Source organism: Robertmurraya phoenicis, assembly GCF_047302285.1.
Taxonomy (GTDB): Bacteria; Bacillota; Bacilli; order Bacillales; family Cytobacillaceae; genus Robertmurraya.
The window spans coordinates 369,917-386,956 of sequence record NZ_CP154845.1 but is presented as its reverse complement, the minus strand read 5'-3'; the positions used below and the strand labels follow the sequence as shown (position 1 = coordinate 386,956).

Here is a 17,040-nt window from a genome sequence, read left to right as displayed (position 1 = left end):
TATTGCGGGTATTTCAGCCTGGATTGCGGGTGATTTTCGATTAATTGCGGGTGATTTTCGATTAATTGCGGGTCATTTGGCCATAATTGCGGGTCATTTACAGGTTATTGCGGATCTGCCTAGTACAAAGCTTATTTTAGGTACCTACTATTCGAAAGGCGCACGTTATCAAGTTAATTAGGAAATTCACCAATGATAGTTCACATTTTTCGTCGTTCCCGTTTGCTTTAGTTTCATTCTTAATAGGAGTTCACGGACTACGTGTCTGGATGGCAGATGGAGGAAGTCTCGACACTGCTGATTGGTAATGGTTTCTCCAAACAAATGTAGGTAATCTTCCACCGCTTTTTTATAAGCCGTTTTTGAAGAAGAGTTACACTTAAGACATTCCCAAGTTCCATAACGATAACTCATGGGAATGAAATGGCAATTTGGGCATTGAACACCAGCTCTTACCTCCGATTTTTGTAATTTATAGATTTCAAAAACATCCTGCTTTAATGGAGTATGACCTTTAATTATTGTCTTGGTTAGACGTTTATAATCTTTTTCACAAATTGATTGCTTATACTGCTCTTCAAATGTTTTTACTTTGAACGGGAGATGTTCGGCATGGAAGACTTTTTGGTAAATTTTTTCTTCATTGGATTTGATTATTGTTGAAGGGCTGCTGATGACTGCGTAGCATTCGATCGGAAGAATGGGGAGTTTGCGTTCGAGAATCCATTTTTTCAATTGTATTTGATGGCGTTCGGCTTGGATGATCGGGTTTGGAAATCCCTCTTCGACTTCATTAATGGTCCTCGTAAATTGTTTCGAATGTTTTTCAAAATACAAGGTTCCAATCATATTTTTCGTCTCAAGACTGAGAAAATAGTAAGGGGATACGACTAGACTATCAATCTGAAAGGCTTGACCAGATTTAGTTTTGAGACGGATATCATGGATAATATCATACTTCTCAGGTAGAAATGTAAGATGATAGGATACATTTTGTTCGCCTCGTAATCCAGCTTTTCGCTTTGCTTGATCATCCATAATAGCTTGTATTTCGGGATGGCCTTCAGGTAACCTACGTAGCAGTGCATCATTTTGCATGATTCTAAAGGGAATATCTCTTTCTTTTAAGATCATAATGGGTTTTTCTCCTTATTTTTTGATTTAATAGTGAAATTCTCTTGTTATTGCTGTTCTCCTGCCACGGAACTGTGAACAATTTACGAATTAGGAGCAAAGTTACTTGCCCTATATTAAGGATTGCGGGTGTTTCGGGGTTTATTGCGGGTATTTCAGCCTGGTTTGCGGGTGATCTTCGATTAATTGCGGGTGATCTGGCCATAATTGCGGATCATTTACAGGTTATTGCGGATCTAGCACAAAATAAGGTTCCGAACCAATAAACCCGCCGCCGCCCCCCGTCCACCCAAAATAAACACACCTTCAAAAAAGAAGGTGCGTTATTTTTACAATGGGTTATAGGTTTTCGGTCGCGCGTTGCTTTTGTCGAAATAGTAGCGAATGGCTTCGCAAATTCGACGAGATGCTTCGCCGTCGCCGTATGGGTTTGTTGCTTTGGCCATTTTTTCATAGGCGGTTTCATCGGTTAGAAGTTCTGTGGCGAGGGAGTAGATCGTTTCCTCGTCAACGCCTGCCAACTTCAATGTACCTGCTTCAATCCCTTCTGGTCTTTCGGTTGTATCACGCAAAACTAAAACGGGAACGCCAAGTGATGGTGCTTCCTCTTGCACTCCGCCTGAATCTGTCAAAATCAAATGGGCACGGGCAGCGACATTATGGAAGTCTATGACATCAAGTGGTTCGATTAAGCGAATGCGTGGGTCATCACCCAAAATCTCAGCAGCAAGCTCACGTACAACTGGATTTAAATGAACCGGATAAACAACTTGAACATCTTTTTGCTCATCGACGATACGTTTTACGGCACGGAACATATTGCGCATCGGTTCACCTAGATTTTCACGGCGATGGGCCGTTAAAAGAATAAGTCGGTCATCACCAAGGCTTGACAAGACCTCATGCTCATACTCTTCTTTGACCGTTGTCTTTAAAGCGTCGATCGCTGTGTTTCCAGTAATAAATATGCTTTCTTCTTGCTTATTTTCCATACGTAAATTTTCCGCAGATTTGGATGTTGGCGAAAAATGGAGATCTGCCATGACACCTGTTAACTGACGGTTCATTTCTTCTGGAAAAGGAGAATACTTATTCCACGTTCTTAAACCTGCCTCCACATGACCAACGACAATTTGATTGTAAAAGGCCGCTAAGCTTGCAATAAAGGTCGTGGTCGTATCACCATGGACGAGAACAATATCTGGCTTAACTTCTTTCATCACTTTGTCTAACCCTTCAAGACCACGAGTTGTGACGTCCACTAAAGTTTGACGGTCTTTCATGATATTTAAGTCATAGTCAGGCGTAATGCCAAAGATGGTAAGGACTTGATCGAGCATTTGACGATGCTGAGCGGTTACCGTCACAATCGATTCAAAGTGTTCTGGGTATTTTTGTAATTCTAAAACCAATGGAGCCATTTTAATCGCTTCAGGTCTTGTCCCAAAAATCGTCATTACTTTAATCGGTTTGTTCATCATGCACACTCTCTTTCCTTAGCAGTCTTACTTTGTACCAAATAGACGGTCTCCTGCATCACCTAAACCTGGAACGATATAACCTTTTTCATTGAGCTTTTCATCTAATGCAGCAATATAGATGTCCACATCTGGATGTGCTTCTTTCACTGCTTCAACACCTTCTGGAGCGGCAATTAAGCACATGAATTTAATATTTTTTCCGCCACGTTTTTTCAAAGAGTTAATCGCTTCGATAGCTGAACCACCTGTTGCAAGCATTGGATCAACAACGATAAAGTCTCTTTCTTCAACATCGCTAGGTAACTTCACGTAGTATTCGACTGGCATTAACGTTTTTGGATCGCGATAAAGTCCGATATGACCTACTTTTGCTGCTGGAATAAGCTTTAGTATGCCATCAACCATTCCAATTCCGGCACGTAAAATTGGAATGACACCAATTTTTTTACCTGCCAAAACCTTTGATTTTGTTGTGCTTACTGGTGTTTCAATTTCAATTTCCTCTAGAGGCATATCTCTCGTGATTTCAAAAGCCATTAGTGTTGCCACTTCATCGACTAATTCACGAAATTCCTTTGTTCCTGTGTCTTTTTCTCGGATGTATGTAAGTTTGTGTTGAATTAATGGATGGTCAAAAACATATACTTTAGCCATTGCTACACTCTCCTTTTCTATTCACACTTCGTCTAATTTTACAGAAAAAGAAATCGACAATCAACTCCAATCCAAAATTGTTAGACAAAAGTCATTTTCTCTCAACAAACAGTAAAAAGGTGAGACTCTTTTTTCAAGAATCTCACCTTCCTATATTATTGATCTTGATAAAGCGGGAATCTGCCTGTTAGAGCTTCAACACGTTGTTTTGCTTCCTCAAGCTTCGCTTCATCTTCATGATTTTTTAATGTAAAACCGATAATGGACGCAATTTCTTCCATTTCTTCTTTTCCAAAGCCACGAGAAGTAACAGCAGCTGTTCCGATCCGGACACCACTTGTTACAAATGGACTTTCTGGATCGTAAGGAATCGTATTTTTATTAACAGTAATTCCAACTTCATCAAGGACCTTCTCCGCCACTTTTCCAGTAAGGTTAAGTGAACGAACATCTACTAATAGAAGATGGTTGTCCGTACCACCAGAAACGAGGTTAAGCCCTTGACTTTGAAGCGCTTCTGCTAAATCCTTAGCGTTCGCAATAATACTCGCTGCATAATCTTTAAAAGAATCTTGTAGTGCTTCACCAAATGCTACAGCCTTAGCTGCAATCACGTGCATTAGAGGTCCACCTTGAATTCCTGGGAAAATCGATTTATCAATCTTCTTCGCAAATTCTTCTTTACAAAGAATCATTCCGCCACGTGGGCCGCGAAGGGTTTTATGAGTCGTTGTTGTTACAAAATCAGCATATGGTACTGGATTTGGATGGAGGCCAGCAGCGACAAGTCCCGCAATATGAGCCATATCGACCATCAAGTAAGCACCCACTTCATCCGCGATTTCTCTAAAACGCTTGAAATCGATCACACGTGGGTAGGCACTTGCACCAGCAACGATTAGCTTTGGCTTATGTGTACGTGCTTTTTCTAAAACATCATCATAATTGATCGTGTGGGAAACTTCGTCTACACCGTACTCGACAAAATTGTATTGCACACCAGAAAAGTTAACAGGGCTTCCATGTGTTAAATGACCACCGTGGGAAAGATTCATCCCTAACACTGTGTCTCCTTGCTCTAAGATCGTGAAATAAACTGCCATATTTGCCTGAGCACCTGAGTGAGGTTGAACATTTACGTGCTCTGCACCGAAAATTTGTTTTGCTCGATCACGGGCTAAATCCTCGGCTATATCCACATATTCACAACCACCGTAATAACGTCTACCAGGGTAACCTTCTGCATATTTGTTCGTTAATACAGAACCTTGTGCTTCCATTACTGCTTCACTAACAAAGTTTTCAGATGCAATAAGTTCGATTTTTGTACGTTGTCGACCTAATTCTTTTTGAATTGCTTGAAATACTTGCTCATCTTGCTGTGCTAAATGCTTCATCATAATCCCCCTCATATGTATGATTTCTCCTACCACATGCTTCCCATTTTAATCGCTAAAAGAGAAATACGCAAGATGAATTACGAATAAAATCCGAATGTTATAATAAGGAAGAACCTAAAACGTTCGTTATTCACCCCAATTCCAATAATCGAGCTCTCCAAGCCTTTCCCCTCGTATTTCGGGAACATCCTTAAGCTTTAGTAACTCTTTCACCGGACCAGTCACAACCGCCCCATAGACGATAAATCCATTTTCTTGCATATAATCGTAACGTTCTTCGAGATAATCGAGTCCTAGAAAACTTTCATAATATCTCTTTGATTCTTCATCAAGAAGATTTTTCATATTGGTTAGCATCATTTTTTTACTTTCCTCTAGCATATCCTCTGATAAAACCGTCATTTTTCCTTCTGACATATAATCATCACTCGTTTCTCTTCCACCCGTTAGACCGAAGGGACGTATAATTGAAATTTCATTTCCACCACCGCCCCAACCACTTGGTTGAAAAACTGTAAATTCACCCGTATAAAGAGGTGCCCATAAAATGTTGAGATCGAACGGTTCGAGCAAATCGATGAGTTCCTCCGCTGTCATAAATTCGGTCGTTGAAAAGGCAAGCTCCCCTACCGTGCCTTCATGAAGCTTATCAAGTGTATTCCAAACTGTCGGATCCTCATTCGCCTGCAACTTCTCCCCTGTTACAGGATGTTCTGGTAAGGAGAATGAAAAGCGATTATCTTCTGGAATCGTGACATTCTCGAGTTGCTGGGAGGAAAAAAGCAAGGATTTGCGGATGTTCATCTCACCGACTTGTTTCTCTTTTTTTCCTACAGTTTTGAACACTGGGTAAGAGATCTTCTGCGTAAGAAATGGGGTAATCTCACTATTCATAAATCCAGCAAATTCTCCATTTATATTTGGATTTGTCCATTCTAGAGCGACTTTACTATAATAGGCATTCTTCCGATCCAAATGGAGGGAATCGTAGCTAATCGAGACAATCATCATGTAAACCACATACAGAAAAAAGAACGCAAGCAACACGCGTAAAATTTTCAACGTTAACGTAAAGCGATATTTTAATAAAATTTTCTTCTCCTTATCCTTATTCCACTCACTCATCGTCTTCCCCCCAATTTTGTTTCTGCGCCAATTGTGCTAATTTTTTACGGGCACGATGAATCGTGACCTTCACCTGGCTCTCTGTTAAATCGAGCGCCTCGGCGATTTCTTTATAACTGAATGACTCATATTCTCTTAAATATAAGGTGGTTCTGTATTGTTCTGGTAAAAAGTTTAAAAGCTTCCGCAAATCTTCTTTTTCTTCGAGTTTTAGCGCCTCTTCCTCTGGTAATCCATACGGACTAAGCATCTCCCGTTCCTTGGAGAAAAGCTCTGCAAAAGGAATCTTCCGTCTTCGTTCCCGCTTGCGCCATTCATCTATATAAACATTTCTCGCCACTTTGAAAAGCCATGCGCGAACATCCTCTTGATTGTACTGAGAAAGGGAAATCGTTGCCCGCACAAAGGTCTCCTGCGTTAAATCTTCCGCCAGTTCTTTCGAGCCCGACATTTTTAATAAAAAATAGTACAGGGGTTTCGCATATTGTCTGTATAAAGTTTCGAGTTCATTTTTTCGACTTCGCATGCTTTTTCCCCTTTAAAAGTAATTCATTAATAACACGTTTCTTTATCATTAAGGTTACACTAAAAATAAAAAAAGCTCCTACAAAATGTAGAAAGCTTCCGGTTGCCTAAAGACCTTATTTACATGCTCCAACTTCTCTCACCCTTAAGCGGAGATTTTCCTGTTATATCCTCAATGGAGTCCTTTTTAAGGAAAATAAGGGGAGATTTTCCGCTTACGAAGAGCAAAAGCGTTTATTTTTGAATTTTTTGAGTTAATAGGCGGAATTTCTCCTGCTATTTCGGCTCTTTTTCATGATATTTGCAAATTAAGCGGAATTTTTCCTGCTATGTTTCTAAAGCGGACTTCTTGAACCGTAAGACGCATACGTTCATTCCATTTTTTAATAGTCAGCATGATTCATTTTCGGGATTTCTTTCATAAACCGCACGGGCACCACCAATGAGCTTTGGACGGCTTGTCGCCAATGTAATATGAGCAGTTCCCAGCGTTTTAAGAGAGACACGGACCGGCACGGCCACATGCTTGATATGCATGCCAATCAATGTATCGCCAATGTCGATACCTGCTTCTGCTCGAATATGTTCGACCACGACTGGATCGGCAAAATGATTGTACGCATAAGTAGCCATTGCTCCACCTGCATTGCGAACAGGAACAACAGTGACCGCTTCCAGCCCTCGACTTATGGCAGTCGTGCGTTCCACAACGATCGCTCGATTTAAATGTTCACAGCATTGGAAAGCAAGCTCAACTCCAGTTTCATTAGCAAAGCTTATTAATTGGCGAAAAATCATTTCTGCTACTTCTGTCGTTCCGGCGGTACCAATTTTTTGACCGATGACTTCACTCGTACTGCATCCAACAACGAACACTTGATTTTTCTCTAATGTTGCTTGCTCATTAAATTCTCGTAAGATCGTTTCTAATTGTTGCTCCCATTGTGGTAATTCCATCGACATGTCTGGACCTCCTCTTTTGGAAGCTTAAAGCTGCTCCTCATAGGCTGAAATTTTTCCGACTCTTGTTTCATGACGACCACCTTCATAATCAGTAGACAGCCATACCTTGGCAATTTCACGAGCCAAGCCAGGGCCAATGACACGCTCACCCATTGCTAAAATGTTACTGTTATTGTGCTCACGGGTAGCCTTTGCACTAAACACATCATGAACTAATGCACAGCGAATGCCCTTCACCTTATTTGCCGTAATGCTCATGCCAATTCCAGTCCCACAAATTAAAATGCCTCGATCGAATTCACCAGCTGCTACTTTTTCTGCTACTGGTAATGCATAGTCCGGATAGTCGACAGATGTTTCACATTCACATCCAAAGTCTTCATATTGAACACCTAACTCATCCATTAATTGTTTCAATTCCTGACGAATATTGATCCCACCGTGATCTGACGCAATTGCAACTTTCATTTTCCTTTTCCTCCTATGAGCAAATCGCTTTCTTTCGTAATTGATTTCGATTTTATTTTGACACAAACTGTTATTTTTAACAACGGAATCCGCCTCAACATTAAAAAACAGGCCCTAAACATAGAGCCTGTCTACAAAAATTATATTTTAAAACGAGTAATGGTATTTTTTAATTCTTGGGCTTGGCCTTTTAATTCCAAGGCAAGCTTTTCAACATTTTCAATAACCTCTGCTTGATGGTTTGTAGCTACGGTCACTTCTTGCGCACCTGCAGAAGTTTCTTCTGCAATTGCAGCCACTTCCTGTGATTGCGTAGAAGTGTGAACGATGCTTTCCATTTGTCTATCAACTAGCGCTGTAATCGCTGTAACTGATTCTGCCATCTCATTGACTGTTTGCGTCATTTCCTCGATCACATTGTTTGTTTCTGTCCCTTTTTGAGCTTCTACATTCGCTACTTCTACTTGAGTTGTTATTTGCTGAACAACATTTCGAACTTCTTCTTGAATATTTTTGATCAACTCAGAAATCCCTTGAACAGCCTTTCCACTTTCATCAGCAAGTGTACGAACTTCTTCAGCTACGACTGCAAAACCTTTTCCGTGTTCCCCAGCTCGTGCTGCCTCAATGGAAGCATTTAGTGCTAATAAATTGGTTTGTGCGGCAATATCTCCAACAAGTTGGATAATTTGTTCAACCTTCGCTGCATTATCTTCTAAACGTTTAACGGTCTGCAGGGAACCTTCATTTTCTTTTGCTAGACGTTGAATCCCAGATACTAAAGAATGAATGATATCTTTTGATTCTTGCAGATCCTGTACCAATTCGCGAGAGACAGCACCTGATGTTTTCGCCGTTTCTTGTACCTCTTCAGCAATACGGATGACATCTTCAACAGACTCTGCTGTCGTTTGAATGGATGCAGCCGAATTATCCGCCCCCATCGCAATTTCGCTAATCGTTCTGGCAATTGCCTCTGCTTGTTCAGCAGCCGCAGACGATTCACGGGAAATGGAGATGACTTTATCATTTGTTGCCTGGAAATTGTCATCAATTTTTTGCACCATATCCTTCAAGTTGAAGAGCATGTGGTTGAATGCAACTCCTAGAGCACGAATTTCATCATCTGATTTTGAAAGCTCAACATCGACAGAAATATCGCCATGTGCTGCCTTTAAAGCAACCTTTTCTAATTTTTGCAGTGGTTTAACAATAAAGCCAGCTGCTAAAAATGCTAGTATCCCAGACCAGATGATTCCTAAGCTTAACGTGATGATGGTAAATGTAATTTCGCTAAACGGTAACATATCTGCGATCATTGGATATAAAAAGTAAATGAAAAATCCACTCGTTGTATATGTGATGATGGCAAGCAACGTGATGAATAGGACGAGTTTCTTTCTTAAACCAAACTTATATTTCTTCTTCTTTTCCTCCATCTTCTTCCTCCCTAAGTGTCCCCGAGACCGCTAATTTCTCGATAATTTTGTTTATATTTTCACGGATATCTGTAAAGGTCTTTCTATATGTTTCTAAGGAGCCACCGTACGGATCGTGAATATCACTATTTATCTTTTGACCTGCAAATTCTTTTAAAGCAAATACTTTTCCCTGTGCACTTGGAAACATGGAGAGAACAGATTGTTTATGGCCTTCTGTCATTGTTAAAATATAAGTAGACCAATCCACCATTTCCCCAGTCAACATTGACGATTGATGAGAATGATCGATCCTTTCTTCTTCCAATATTTGCTGCACATGCAATGAAGCAGGAGCTCCATTTGTTGCATATACGCCAGCAGATTTCACTTCCAGCCCAGGAATCTTTGCACTTTTCAAAATTGCTTCTGCCATCGGGCTTCTACACGTATTACCCGTACAAACAAATAGTATGCGAGTCACCTTGGTTCCCCCTTCTTCCTACATTATAAGACATTTTTATCAGAAAAGAAGATTTTTTTTGACAGCAAATCCCCTCCAATAGTCCTATCCGACAGAAATTTCCACTACTGTAGCCTTATTAACCACTAGAGTAGACGATATAAAAAAGCACATTCATTTTATTATCATTATATCCTTTTATCAAATTAGGTCAAAACGAGAAATTCACGAATGTTCCTGAGTCTACTCGTGAACAAGGTGGACCACTAACATAAAAACATACTAACTAGCTTCAAATCATGAGAAAGGTGAATTTAAGAACCCTCAAATTCACCTTTCTCTATTTTTGTATTAACGCAAGACCCATTTCGCTTTCTACCTTCGATTTTCCTCGTACAAAAAATCGAGTCAAACTCATATTAGCCTTCAAGAATTCACATCGATTTACGGTTTGTCTAAATTTCTACTGTAAGACTCTATTTTGCTCCGACCATCTTTCACCCTTAAGCGGAGTTTTTCCTGTTATCTCCTCGATGGAGTCCCTATTAAGGAAAATAACGGAAGATTTTCCGCTTATGGAGAGCAAAATCGTTTATTTTGGCATTTTTTGAGGGAATAGCAGGAATTTCTCCTGTTATTTCGGCTTTTTTTCATGATGCCTGCTCATTAAGCGGAATTTTTCCTGTTAATTTTTCATACCGATACTCCAACTGTTTATACGAACACTTATCCACAAGTCGAGGGAATTTTTAAATTCCTCGACAATAAAAAAGCTGCCATCATAATAGCAGCAATTTAATCCCGAACGCAAGCAGTATCCCACCGCCAAGGGCCTCACTATACGTTCCAAGCCAACCTTGTACTTTTCTACCAAGGAGTAATCCGAGCCATGAGAGCATGCACGCTCCAACCCCAAAACAAATAAGAACTAACACCGTTTTCGCGCCATAAATCCCTAAGGTAAGGCCAACTGAGAAGCTGTCAATACTCACGCCTACAGCAAAGAGAAGAAGTCCTAATCCGACAGGTGCGAAACGTGATACTTCCTCTTCCTTAAAGCTTGACCAAATCATTTGCACTCCTAAAAGAAGCAATAGCCCACCACCGAGTAGAGCTGCTACTTCTCCAAATTGTTCTGATAGAAAACGTCCTGCCACAATCCCTAACAAAGGCATTATCACATGAAAAATGCCAATGGTGATGCCGATTTTCAAGATCTGTTTTAGTCTTATTGGGATCATGCCCATACCTAAGCCAACGGAAAATGCATCCATCCCAAGAGCAAATGCCATGATCATTAGTGTAATCATTTCTCCGATAAATTCTGACATTCATGCTCCCCCTTTGGATCTGCTATTTTTAGCATATGCATGTCCAGAGGGGGACAAGAACTAGAAATTTCTTTGTAACAAAAATGTAATATTTTATTCCTCTGTGATAACCTTATGGCCGGCTGCCTTGAGAAGACGATTCATGATCGCCACACCGACTCCTTTATTATCAAAGGCTTCACTAAAAATAATGTCCACATCCGTTTTATTAAAACTTCTCAGTGCATCATAGAGCCCGCTTGCTACCGTTTCCAATTGGCTCCTTTGCCCGCTTACCTGAACGAAATCACTCGTATAGTAAGCTTGATTCTCTTCTGTGGTCAGAATCCCCACTTTGAGCCCTTCGCGTTTCTTTTCAGAGATGAGTTGCTGAATGTATTCCCTACTCCCTTTTACTAGAAAAAGGGGGGCATCCGGGGCATAATGTGTATATTTCATTCCAGGGGATTTCGGCGCTTCTTCCTGATTAGTCAACGCTGGATCAACCTTCACGGGTCCTATTTCAGCTTCTATCTGCTCCTTCGTCACTCCACCTGGTCGCAAAATTTGCGGAATTTCACCGGTACAATCTAACACAGTCGATTCTACCCCTATTCCAGTTGGTCCCCCGTCGACAATCGCCGATACTCTTCCGTTCAAATCTTCCCAAACATGTTCAGCAGTTGTCGGGCTTGGTCTTCCTGAACGGTTGGCACTTGGAGCTGCAATCGGCAGTCCTGATGCGTGAATGAGTGCTAACGCTACTGGATGTTCTGGCATACGAATCGCCACTGTGGATAACCCAGCCGTCGCAATCTCAGATAGAACCCCTTCCTTTTTTTGAAAAATAATCGTCAGTGGACCTGGCCAAAATTTCTTCAATAATGTCTTTGCCTTCTCCGGTACTTCTGCCACAAATTCGTGGATTTGCTCGAGTTCGCTTATATGAATGATTAGCGGATTATCACTTGGTCTTCCTTTTGCTTCAAAAATCCTGCGAACCGCATCGTCCGATTTTGCATTTCCACCTAGTCCATACACGGTTTCTGTCGGGAAAGCCACTACTTCATTTTGTTTTAATCGTTCTGCAGCATCTATAATTTGTGGATATGTGTTCAGATTATCCACATTTTTATCCACTTCTATATATTTCGTATCCATATCCTTCCACCTTCGTTTTCTCTCTATATAAACGGTACTTTCCTACTTTATCATGTTAGAAAGTATAAGAGAAGGGGAGAAGATTCTCAAGGTTTATCCACAAATTGTGTATAAAAATGTTCAAAAAGTGGATAACTTTGTGGATATATCCACATTATTCAAGTTTTAAACCCATGAAAACAGAGTTATCCACATCCATGATGTACTTCACATGTTCAGAAGCAAATAATTCTTGGGGCAAATTCTCCTTTTCTTCCTTCTCAAAGCCTAATACGGAAAATAATGAGAGGGATGATGATTTATTTGTGGCGAGAAATAAAGAGTTAAACTCTTTATCGCGTGCAAGCTGTAGCATTTGTTCAAGTATGAGAAGCAAATCATTTTCTCCCGCCCTTTGCGTCATTGCTAAAGAGCGAAGCAAGCCAATCTTTCCTAACGGCTCAATTCCAAGTGTCGCTTGAATTCTTTCATTCTCGTCTTCCAAAATTAAAAAGTAATCAATCGAATCCTCTACCCCATCCGTTCCAAGATTTGCTTCCTTTAAAAAAGCAACTAGTTTATCCTTATCTTTTACTTGTGCACAGCGTACCAATGTTTCCATCTACTAACACCTCATTTTTATTCATTTCTAATCTATTAATATGTAGATACGTTGTAGATAGAACTTATTTTTACTAGAATTAAAAAAGTAGCCTTATCGAAATGATAAGACTACTAGGCTGTCCGGAAAAAATTACCCAAAGAGTTTCTCAAAGATTTCGACTAGGAAGAACTTCACTTTCACTTGTTCTTCTTCGTCTTCTACGAAGAGAGGATCCTCCTCATCCTCATCTTCTTTGTCTTCTTTTTCTTCCTTTGCCTCTTCTTCCGCTTCATCTACGCCTTCATTTACCGCTACACTGTTGGAAAAATCGAGAAAACATAGCGGCGGGAAAAGTACGCACCACCAATTGGCCCCTTGACCTTCTCCAATCGTGACGAGAATGGCTTCGTACTCACCTGCTGGATATAGAAATTCACCGTATAATTTTGTTGGGAAATCTACTTTTTTATCATATTTCGCTTTTACTTCATGTTTACTTTGATTATCACGTAATACATCTTCAGCAATTTTTTGAATTTCAGGTATTCGAGATTGGATTAATCTGCGCGCCTCTTCTACCGAAGTTAAATCTTCAACCCATTCCGTTATTTCTGTGTTAATAGCGTCACGGACCTTTCTTTTAACCTCTTGATCTTTTTCATGATCACTATTTGCTAGAATCCGAAGTCGAATCGCTTCATTGGGAATAACGACTAAGTCATTCGCCGTTACTTCGTTTTTTGGTATATATAAACTAAGAATCGTTGCAATTGATAGAATTAGTATATAGGCCATTGCTATTGTTTTAGTTTTCATGTTTGACCACCCCTTCACCACTCATTGTGGACAGGAGTTGAGAATCTTAAACTATTAAATTCATCTTTTTGCTAGTTTTTTGGGATATCGGTCTTAATTTGATTTTATCGGTCTAATTCGAATTATTTCGGTCAAAATCCCATTATATCGCTCTAACGAAAAAAAGGACTCCTAAAAAAGTCCCTTCACATCATCCTATTTCAGCAAATACCATCCGGTCCTTGCCATTAATATCATTGATTACTTCGACGCTTGCCGGAGGAAACGTGTCTCTCAATAATTGCGCCACCATCTCCCCTTGTCCAGCACCAACCTCGAAAGCAATGATGGCTTTTTCGTTCATGACATGTGGAAGCTGCTCCATGAAACGGCGGTATAACACAAGCCCATCATCACCTGCAAAAAGAGCACGGTGAGGCTCATGTTCGGTTACGACCACCGACATCGTTTCCCGATCACCTTCAGGAATATAGGGTGGATTCGATAGAAGCACATCAAATTTTTGTCCCTTTTCAATAAAGGGCGTGAGCAAATCTCCTACAATAAAAGAAATGTCTGCTTCATGTGTAGTAGCATTTCCCTTCGCTACCTCGAGAGATTCCTGTGCAATATCTGTTGCCGTCACCTGCAAGCTCAACCTTTCGAGTTTCATCGATACAGCAATCGCGCCACTACCTGTCCCGATATCGACAAGCGACACGACTTTATCCCCAAATATTTTTTCAATCCGTTGCAAAGCATGATACACAAGTTCTTCTGTTTCAGGTCTAGGGATAAGAACTTCTTTATTGACCGTATATGTACGGCCATAGAATTCCTCATGTCCCATGATATATTGCACCGGCTCTCCTTCACCATGTAAATAGACCGCCTTTTCAAACGCTTCCCACACTTCTGCCGGTAGCTCATCATGAAAGCTCGCAAACAACTTCGCTCTACTGATACCTAAATAGTGACGAAGTAATAACTCTCCCGCATTTTCGTCTCGACCACGCTCCGTCAAAAAAGAAGAAGCCCACTTGAGGGCTTCGTACACTTTTTTACACATCTGATGCACTTTCCAGCTTCGCAGATTGCTCTTCTAAAATTAACGCATCGATGATTTCATCCATTTTTCCTTGGAGAATCTGATCGAGTTTTTGAATCGTTAAGCCGATTCTGTGGTCCGTCACACGATTTTGCGGGAAGTTATATGTACGGATTCGCTCAGAGCGATCTCCAGTACCGACAGCAGATTTACGATTTTGGTCATATTCAGCTTGCGCTTCTTGTTGGAATTTATCATATACACGAGCACGCAATACCTTCATCGCTTTGTCTCGGTTTTTATGCTGAGATTTTTCATCCTGACATGTAACAACGATACCTGTCGGGATATGAGTTAGACGTACGGCTGACATCGTCGTGTTAACACTTTGTCCACCAGCACCAGAAGAAGCGTACGTATCAAAACGAATATCTTTATCGTGAATTTCTACCTCTACTTCTTCTGCTTCTGGTAAAACCACAACCGTTGCCGTAGAAGTGTGAATACGTCCGCCTGACTCTGTCTCAGGGACACGTTGTACACGGTGAGCACCATTTTCAAACTTAAGCTTTGAATAAGCGCCATTACCATTTATCATAAAAATGATTTCCTTTAGTCCACCCACACCTGTGGAGCTCGATTCAATGACTTCCGTCTTCCATCCTTGAGATTCTGCAAAGCGGCTATACATACGGTAAAGGTCCCCTGCAAAAAGGGCCGCTTCATCTCCCCCTGCAGCTCCGCGGATTTCCATAATTACGTTCTTATCATCATTCGGATCCTTTGGAATAAGAAGAAGCTTTAAACGTGCTTCAAGATCATCTACTCTTTCTTCGAGTTCACCAATCTCTTCTTTTACCATTTCACGCATTTCAGCATCTAGCTTTTCCTCAAGCATTGCTTTTGCATCCTGAAATTGGCCACGTACCTCTTTGTATTCTCGGTATGTGTCAACGGTTTCTTGTATATCAGATTGTTCCTTCGAATACTCACGTAATTTCTTTGGATCATTAACAATTTCCGGGTCACTTAATAGTTCATTTAATTTTTCATAACGGTCTTCCACCGCTTGTAAACGATCAAACATGTGTTTCACCTCAGGTTTAATTCCCTTTTTATGGGTTTAGCGTACATTTGCATATAAATGAATCAATTTCCATTAAGAAATCGACTGAAAATACCTATAACATTCTAATTATAGTATAGTGACAAAACCTCGTCAAAACCAATCCGAAAAAAACATGCCCATATTGAGCATGTTCAATCTTCATTTACTTGAACTTCAATATCATAGCTTGGAAGTGCACCCATCAATAATTTATGGAGCTTTGCCTGAGCATCGATTTTTTCCTTTGCAGATAAATCCTTGTCTGTATGAGCTGTTACCCATAAATCATTGCCATTAATCCAGACCGAATCGGGGGTGAACTCACCTGTATCAGAGATGACTTTTTTGGCATGCTCAATATCAGTACCTTGATTTCGTTCCGAACCTGTGTTGATTAAGTTTGGATTTTGATCAGACATTGTTCTACCTGGAAGTTCACGATTGGTTACATTCGTACCTGTTGGATTCTTGTCCTCCACTAGTTCATTTTCGAGGGCACCATTACAAGCTGTTAAAAAGAAAAGAAATACGAGTAAAGAAAGTTTTCTCATTAACCTCACATCCTTACATCCTAAATTCATCTCTTTTTAGAATGCCCAATTTTAGAAAATGTGAGGAAGAAGATATTTCCAAAGTCTGCATTGATCGGTTGGAGATCAACTTAAAAAAACTCGCCAATAGCTATGGCAAGTTTCCTTTTTTATACAATATACAGCTACATTTAGCACATATTAAATCCCGCTACTCTGTCTGCATTGATTTTATACGGATTGAGAAGTAATATCCTTTTCAATCACGTTTGGGGACTTTGGGACTTCATGATGGTGACGACAGCGGGCTTCATATGCTTCAGATGCTCCGACTAAAATAATCGGATCATCATAGGAAGCTGGGTTCCCGTTGATTAAGCGCTGTGTACGACTAGCCGGCGAACCACAAACCGTACAAACCGCTTGAAGCTTTGTCACAGATTCAGCAATCGCCATGACGTTTGGCATTTGCCCGAACGGCTCGCCACGAAAATCTTGGTCAAGACCAGCTGCAATGACACGATGACCACTATCTGCTAAATGCTGAATGACGTTAAGAATTTCCGAATCAAAAAACTGAACCTCATCGATCGCAATAACGTCCTCGTCTGATTCAATATGTTTAAAAATGTCCATTGAGTGAGCAATTGGGATGGCATTGAATGATGTACCATTATGAGAGACGACAGCATCATTGCTATAGCGGTTATCAATTTTCGGCTTAAAGACAGCCACTTTTTGTTTTGCATATTGGGCTCTACGAACGCGGCGAATTAACTCCTCCGATTTCCCAGAAAACATGCTTCCGCACACTACTTCTACCCAGCCGTGATGATGATTTACTACATACATGCACAGGTCTCTCCTTTCATGA

At 40.5% G+C, this 17,040-nt stretch carries 18 protein-coding genes; all 18 read right to left on the bottom strand.

What is annotated here, in order from left to right:
* Positions 1 to 186: 186 nt before the first annotated feature.
* The 18 genes from AA0X71_RS01785 to AA0X71_RS01700 all read right to left on the bottom strand — a co-directional run bounded on the left by AA0X71_RS01785 (position 187) and on the right by AA0X71_RS01700 (position 17,018).
* Positions 187 to 1,134, bottom strand: coding sequence for a nuclease-related domain-containing protein (locus AA0X71_RS01785; RefSeq protein ID WP_413358513.1), 948 nt, complete (start codon positions 1,132 to 1,134; stop codon positions 187 to 189).
* A gap of 329 nt (positions 1,135 to 1,463) precedes the next feature.
* Positions 1,464 to 2,612, bottom strand: coding sequence for a non-hydrolyzing UDP-N-acetylglucosamine 2-epimerase (gene wecB, locus AA0X71_RS01780; RefSeq protein WP_413358511.1), 1,149 nt, complete (start codon positions 2,610 to 2,612; stop codon positions 1,464 to 1,466).
* 27 nt (positions 2,613 to 2,639) lie between these two features.
* Positions 2,640 to 3,269 carry a uracil phosphoribosyltransferase gene (gene upp, locus AA0X71_RS01775; protein ID WP_413358509.1) on the bottom strand — a complete coding sequence of 210 codons (630 nt, stop codon included), beginning with the start codon at positions 3,267 to 3,269 and terminating at the stop codon, positions 2,640 to 2,642.
* A gap of 155 nt (positions 3,270 to 3,424) precedes the next feature.
* Positions 3,425 to 4,666: a serine hydroxymethyltransferase gene (gene glyA, locus AA0X71_RS01770; RefSeq protein ID WP_413358507.1), complete on the bottom strand. Its 1,242-nt coding sequence runs from the start codon at positions 4,664 to 4,666 to the stop codon at positions 3,425 to 3,427.
* Between the two features lie 129 nt (positions 4,667 to 4,795).
* Entirely contained in the window at positions 4,796 to 5,794 is a 999-nt protein-coding gene (locus AA0X71_RS01765; protein WP_413358505.1) for an anti-sigma factor, read from the bottom strand.
* Positions 5,787 to 6,320, bottom strand: coding sequence for a sigma-70 family RNA polymerase sigma factor (locus AA0X71_RS01760; protein WP_413358503.1), 534 nt, complete (start codon positions 6,318 to 6,320; stop codon positions 5,787 to 5,789). Before AA0X71_RS01760 ends, AA0X71_RS01765 begins: the two co-directional genes overlap by 8 nt.
* Positions 6,321 to 6,709: 389 nt before the next feature.
* Complete coding sequence (locus tag AA0X71_RS01755) at positions 6,710 to 7,282, bottom strand: TIGR01440 family protein (protein WP_413358500.1); 573 nt, start codon at positions 7,280 to 7,282, stop codon at positions 6,710 to 6,712.
* Between the two features lie 24 nt (positions 7,283 to 7,306).
* Positions 7,307 to 7,750, bottom strand: coding sequence for a ribose 5-phosphate isomerase B (gene rpiB, locus AA0X71_RS01750; protein ID WP_413358498.1), 444 nt, complete (start codon positions 7,748 to 7,750; stop codon positions 7,307 to 7,309).
* Between the two features lie 140 nt (positions 7,751 to 7,890).
* Entirely contained in the window at positions 7,891 to 9,189 is a 1,299-nt protein-coding gene (locus tag AA0X71_RS01745) for a methyl-accepting chemotaxis protein (protein ID WP_413358496.1), read from the bottom strand.
* Positions 9,164 to 9,652, bottom strand: a complete 489-nt coding sequence (locus AA0X71_RS01740; RefSeq protein ID WP_413358494.1) for a low molecular weight protein arginine phosphatase — start codon at positions 9,650 to 9,652, stop codon at positions 9,164 to 9,166. Before AA0X71_RS01740 ends, AA0X71_RS01745 begins: the two co-directional genes overlap by 26 nt.
* A 758-nt stretch (positions 9,653 to 10,410) precedes the next feature.
* Positions 10,411 to 10,962 carry a manganese efflux pump MntP family protein gene (locus AA0X71_RS01735; protein ID WP_413358492.1) on the bottom strand — a complete coding sequence of 184 codons (552 nt, stop codon included), beginning with the start codon at positions 10,960 to 10,962 and terminating at the stop codon, positions 10,411 to 10,413.
* A 93-nt stretch (positions 10,963 to 11,055) separates the two neighbouring features.
* Positions 11,056 to 12,102, bottom strand: coding sequence for an L-threonylcarbamoyladenylate synthase (locus AA0X71_RS01730; RefSeq protein ID WP_413358490.1), 1,047 nt, complete (start codon positions 12,100 to 12,102; stop codon positions 11,056 to 11,058).
* Between the two features lie 154 nt (positions 12,103 to 12,256).
* Positions 12,257 to 12,703: a hypothetical protein gene (locus tag AA0X71_RS01725; protein WP_413358488.1), complete on the bottom strand. Its 447-nt coding sequence runs from the start codon at positions 12,701 to 12,703 to the stop codon at positions 12,257 to 12,259.
* Between the two features lie 132 nt (positions 12,704 to 12,835).
* Positions 12,836 to 13,501: a stage II sporulation protein R gene (gene spoIIR / locus AA0X71_RS01720; RefSeq protein WP_413358485.1), complete on the bottom strand. Its 666-nt coding sequence runs from the start codon at positions 13,499 to 13,501 to the stop codon at positions 12,836 to 12,838.
* 190 nt (positions 13,502 to 13,691) lie between these two features.
* On the bottom strand, positions 13,692 to 14,549 hold the full coding sequence (prmC, locus tag AA0X71_RS01715; protein WP_413358482.1) for a peptide chain release factor N(5)-glutamine methyltransferase: 858 nt from the start codon (positions 14,547 to 14,549) through the stop codon (positions 13,692 to 13,694).
* Positions 14,542 to 15,615 (bottom strand): peptide chain release factor 1, encoded by a 1,074-nt coding sequence (gene prfA / locus AA0X71_RS01710; RefSeq protein WP_413358480.1) that lies wholly within the window; start codon positions 15,613 to 15,615, stop codon positions 14,542 to 14,544. Before prfA ends, prmC begins: the two co-directional genes overlap by 8 nt.
* A 173-nt stretch (positions 15,616 to 15,788) precedes the next feature.
* On the bottom strand, positions 15,789 to 16,187 hold the full coding sequence (locus tag AA0X71_RS01705; RefSeq protein ID WP_413358477.1) for a hypothetical protein: 399 nt from the start codon (positions 16,185 to 16,187) through the stop codon (positions 15,789 to 15,791).
* A gap of 210 nt (positions 16,188 to 16,397) precedes the next feature.
* Positions 16,398 to 17,018, bottom strand: coding sequence for a thymidine kinase (locus AA0X71_RS01700; protein WP_413358474.1), 621 nt, complete (start codon positions 17,016 to 17,018; stop codon positions 16,398 to 16,400).
* Between the last annotated feature and the right edge of the window lie 22 nt (positions 17,019 to 17,040).

What these genes read in the sequence shown, in the direction of transcription:
- AA0X71_RS01785 (WP_413358513.1), bottom strand. Translation starts at nt 1,134, where the DNA reads ATGATCTTAAAAGAAAGAGATATTCCCTTTAGAATCATGCAAAATGAT.
- wecB (WP_413358511.1), bottom strand. Translation starts at nt 2,612, where the DNA reads ATGAACAAACCGATTAAAGTAATGACGATTTTTGGGACAAGACCTGAA.
- upp (WP_413358509.1), bottom strand. Translation starts at nt 3,269, where the DNA reads ATGGCTAAAGTATATGTTTTTGACCATCCATTAATTCAACACAAACTT.
- glyA (WP_413358507.1), bottom strand. Translation starts at nt 4,666, where the DNA reads ATGAAGCATTTAGCACAGCAAGATGAGCAAGTATTTCAAGCAATTCAA.
- AA0X71_RS01765 (WP_413358505.1), bottom strand. Translation starts at nt 5,794, where the DNA reads ATGAGTGAGTGGAATAAGGATAAGGAGAAGAAAATTTTATTAAAATAT.
- AA0X71_RS01760 (WP_413358503.1), bottom strand. Translation starts at nt 6,320, where the DNA reads ATGCGAAGTCGAAAAAATGAACTCGAAACTTTATACAGACAATATGCG.
- AA0X71_RS01755 (WP_413358500.1), bottom strand. Translation starts at nt 7,282, where the DNA reads ATGTCGATGGAATTACCACAATGGGAGCAACAATTAGAAACGATCTTA.
- rpiB (WP_413358498.1), bottom strand. Translation starts at nt 7,750, where the DNA reads ATGAAAGTTGCAATTGCGTCAGATCACGGTGGGATCAATATTCGTCAG.
- AA0X71_RS01745 (WP_413358496.1), bottom strand. Translation starts at nt 9,189, where the DNA reads ATGGAGGAAAAGAAGAAGAAATATAAGTTTGGTTTAAGAAAGAAACTC.
- AA0X71_RS01735 (WP_413358492.1), bottom strand. Translation starts at nt 10,962, where the DNA reads ATGTCAGAATTTATCGGAGAAATGATTACACTAATGATCATGGCATTT.
- AA0X71_RS01730 (WP_413358490.1), bottom strand. Translation starts at nt 12,102, where the DNA reads ATGGATACGAAATATATAGAAGTGGATAAAAATGTGGATAATCTGAAC.
- AA0X71_RS01725 (WP_413358488.1), bottom strand. Translation starts at nt 12,703, where the DNA reads ATGGAAACATTGGTACGCTGTGCACAAGTAAAAGATAAGGATAAACTA.
- spoIIR (WP_413358485.1), bottom strand. Translation starts at nt 13,501, where the DNA reads ATGAAAACTAAAACAATAGCAATGGCCTATATACTAATTCTATCAATT.
- prmC (WP_413358482.1), bottom strand. Translation starts at nt 14,549, where the DNA reads ATGTGTAAAAAAGTGTACGAAGCCCTCAAGTGGGCTTCTTCTTTTTTG.
- prfA (WP_413358480.1), bottom strand. Translation starts at nt 15,615, where the DNA reads ATGTTTGATCGTTTACAAGCGGTGGAAGACCGTTATGAAAAATTAAAT.
- AA0X71_RS01705 (WP_413358477.1), bottom strand. Translation starts at nt 16,187, where the DNA reads ATGAGAAAACTTTCTTTACTCGTATTTCTTTTCTTTTTAACAGCTTGT.
- AA0X71_RS01700 (WP_413358474.1), bottom strand. Translation starts at nt 17,018, where the DNA reads ATGTATGTAGTAAATCATCATCACGGCTGGGTAGAAGTAGTGTGCGGA.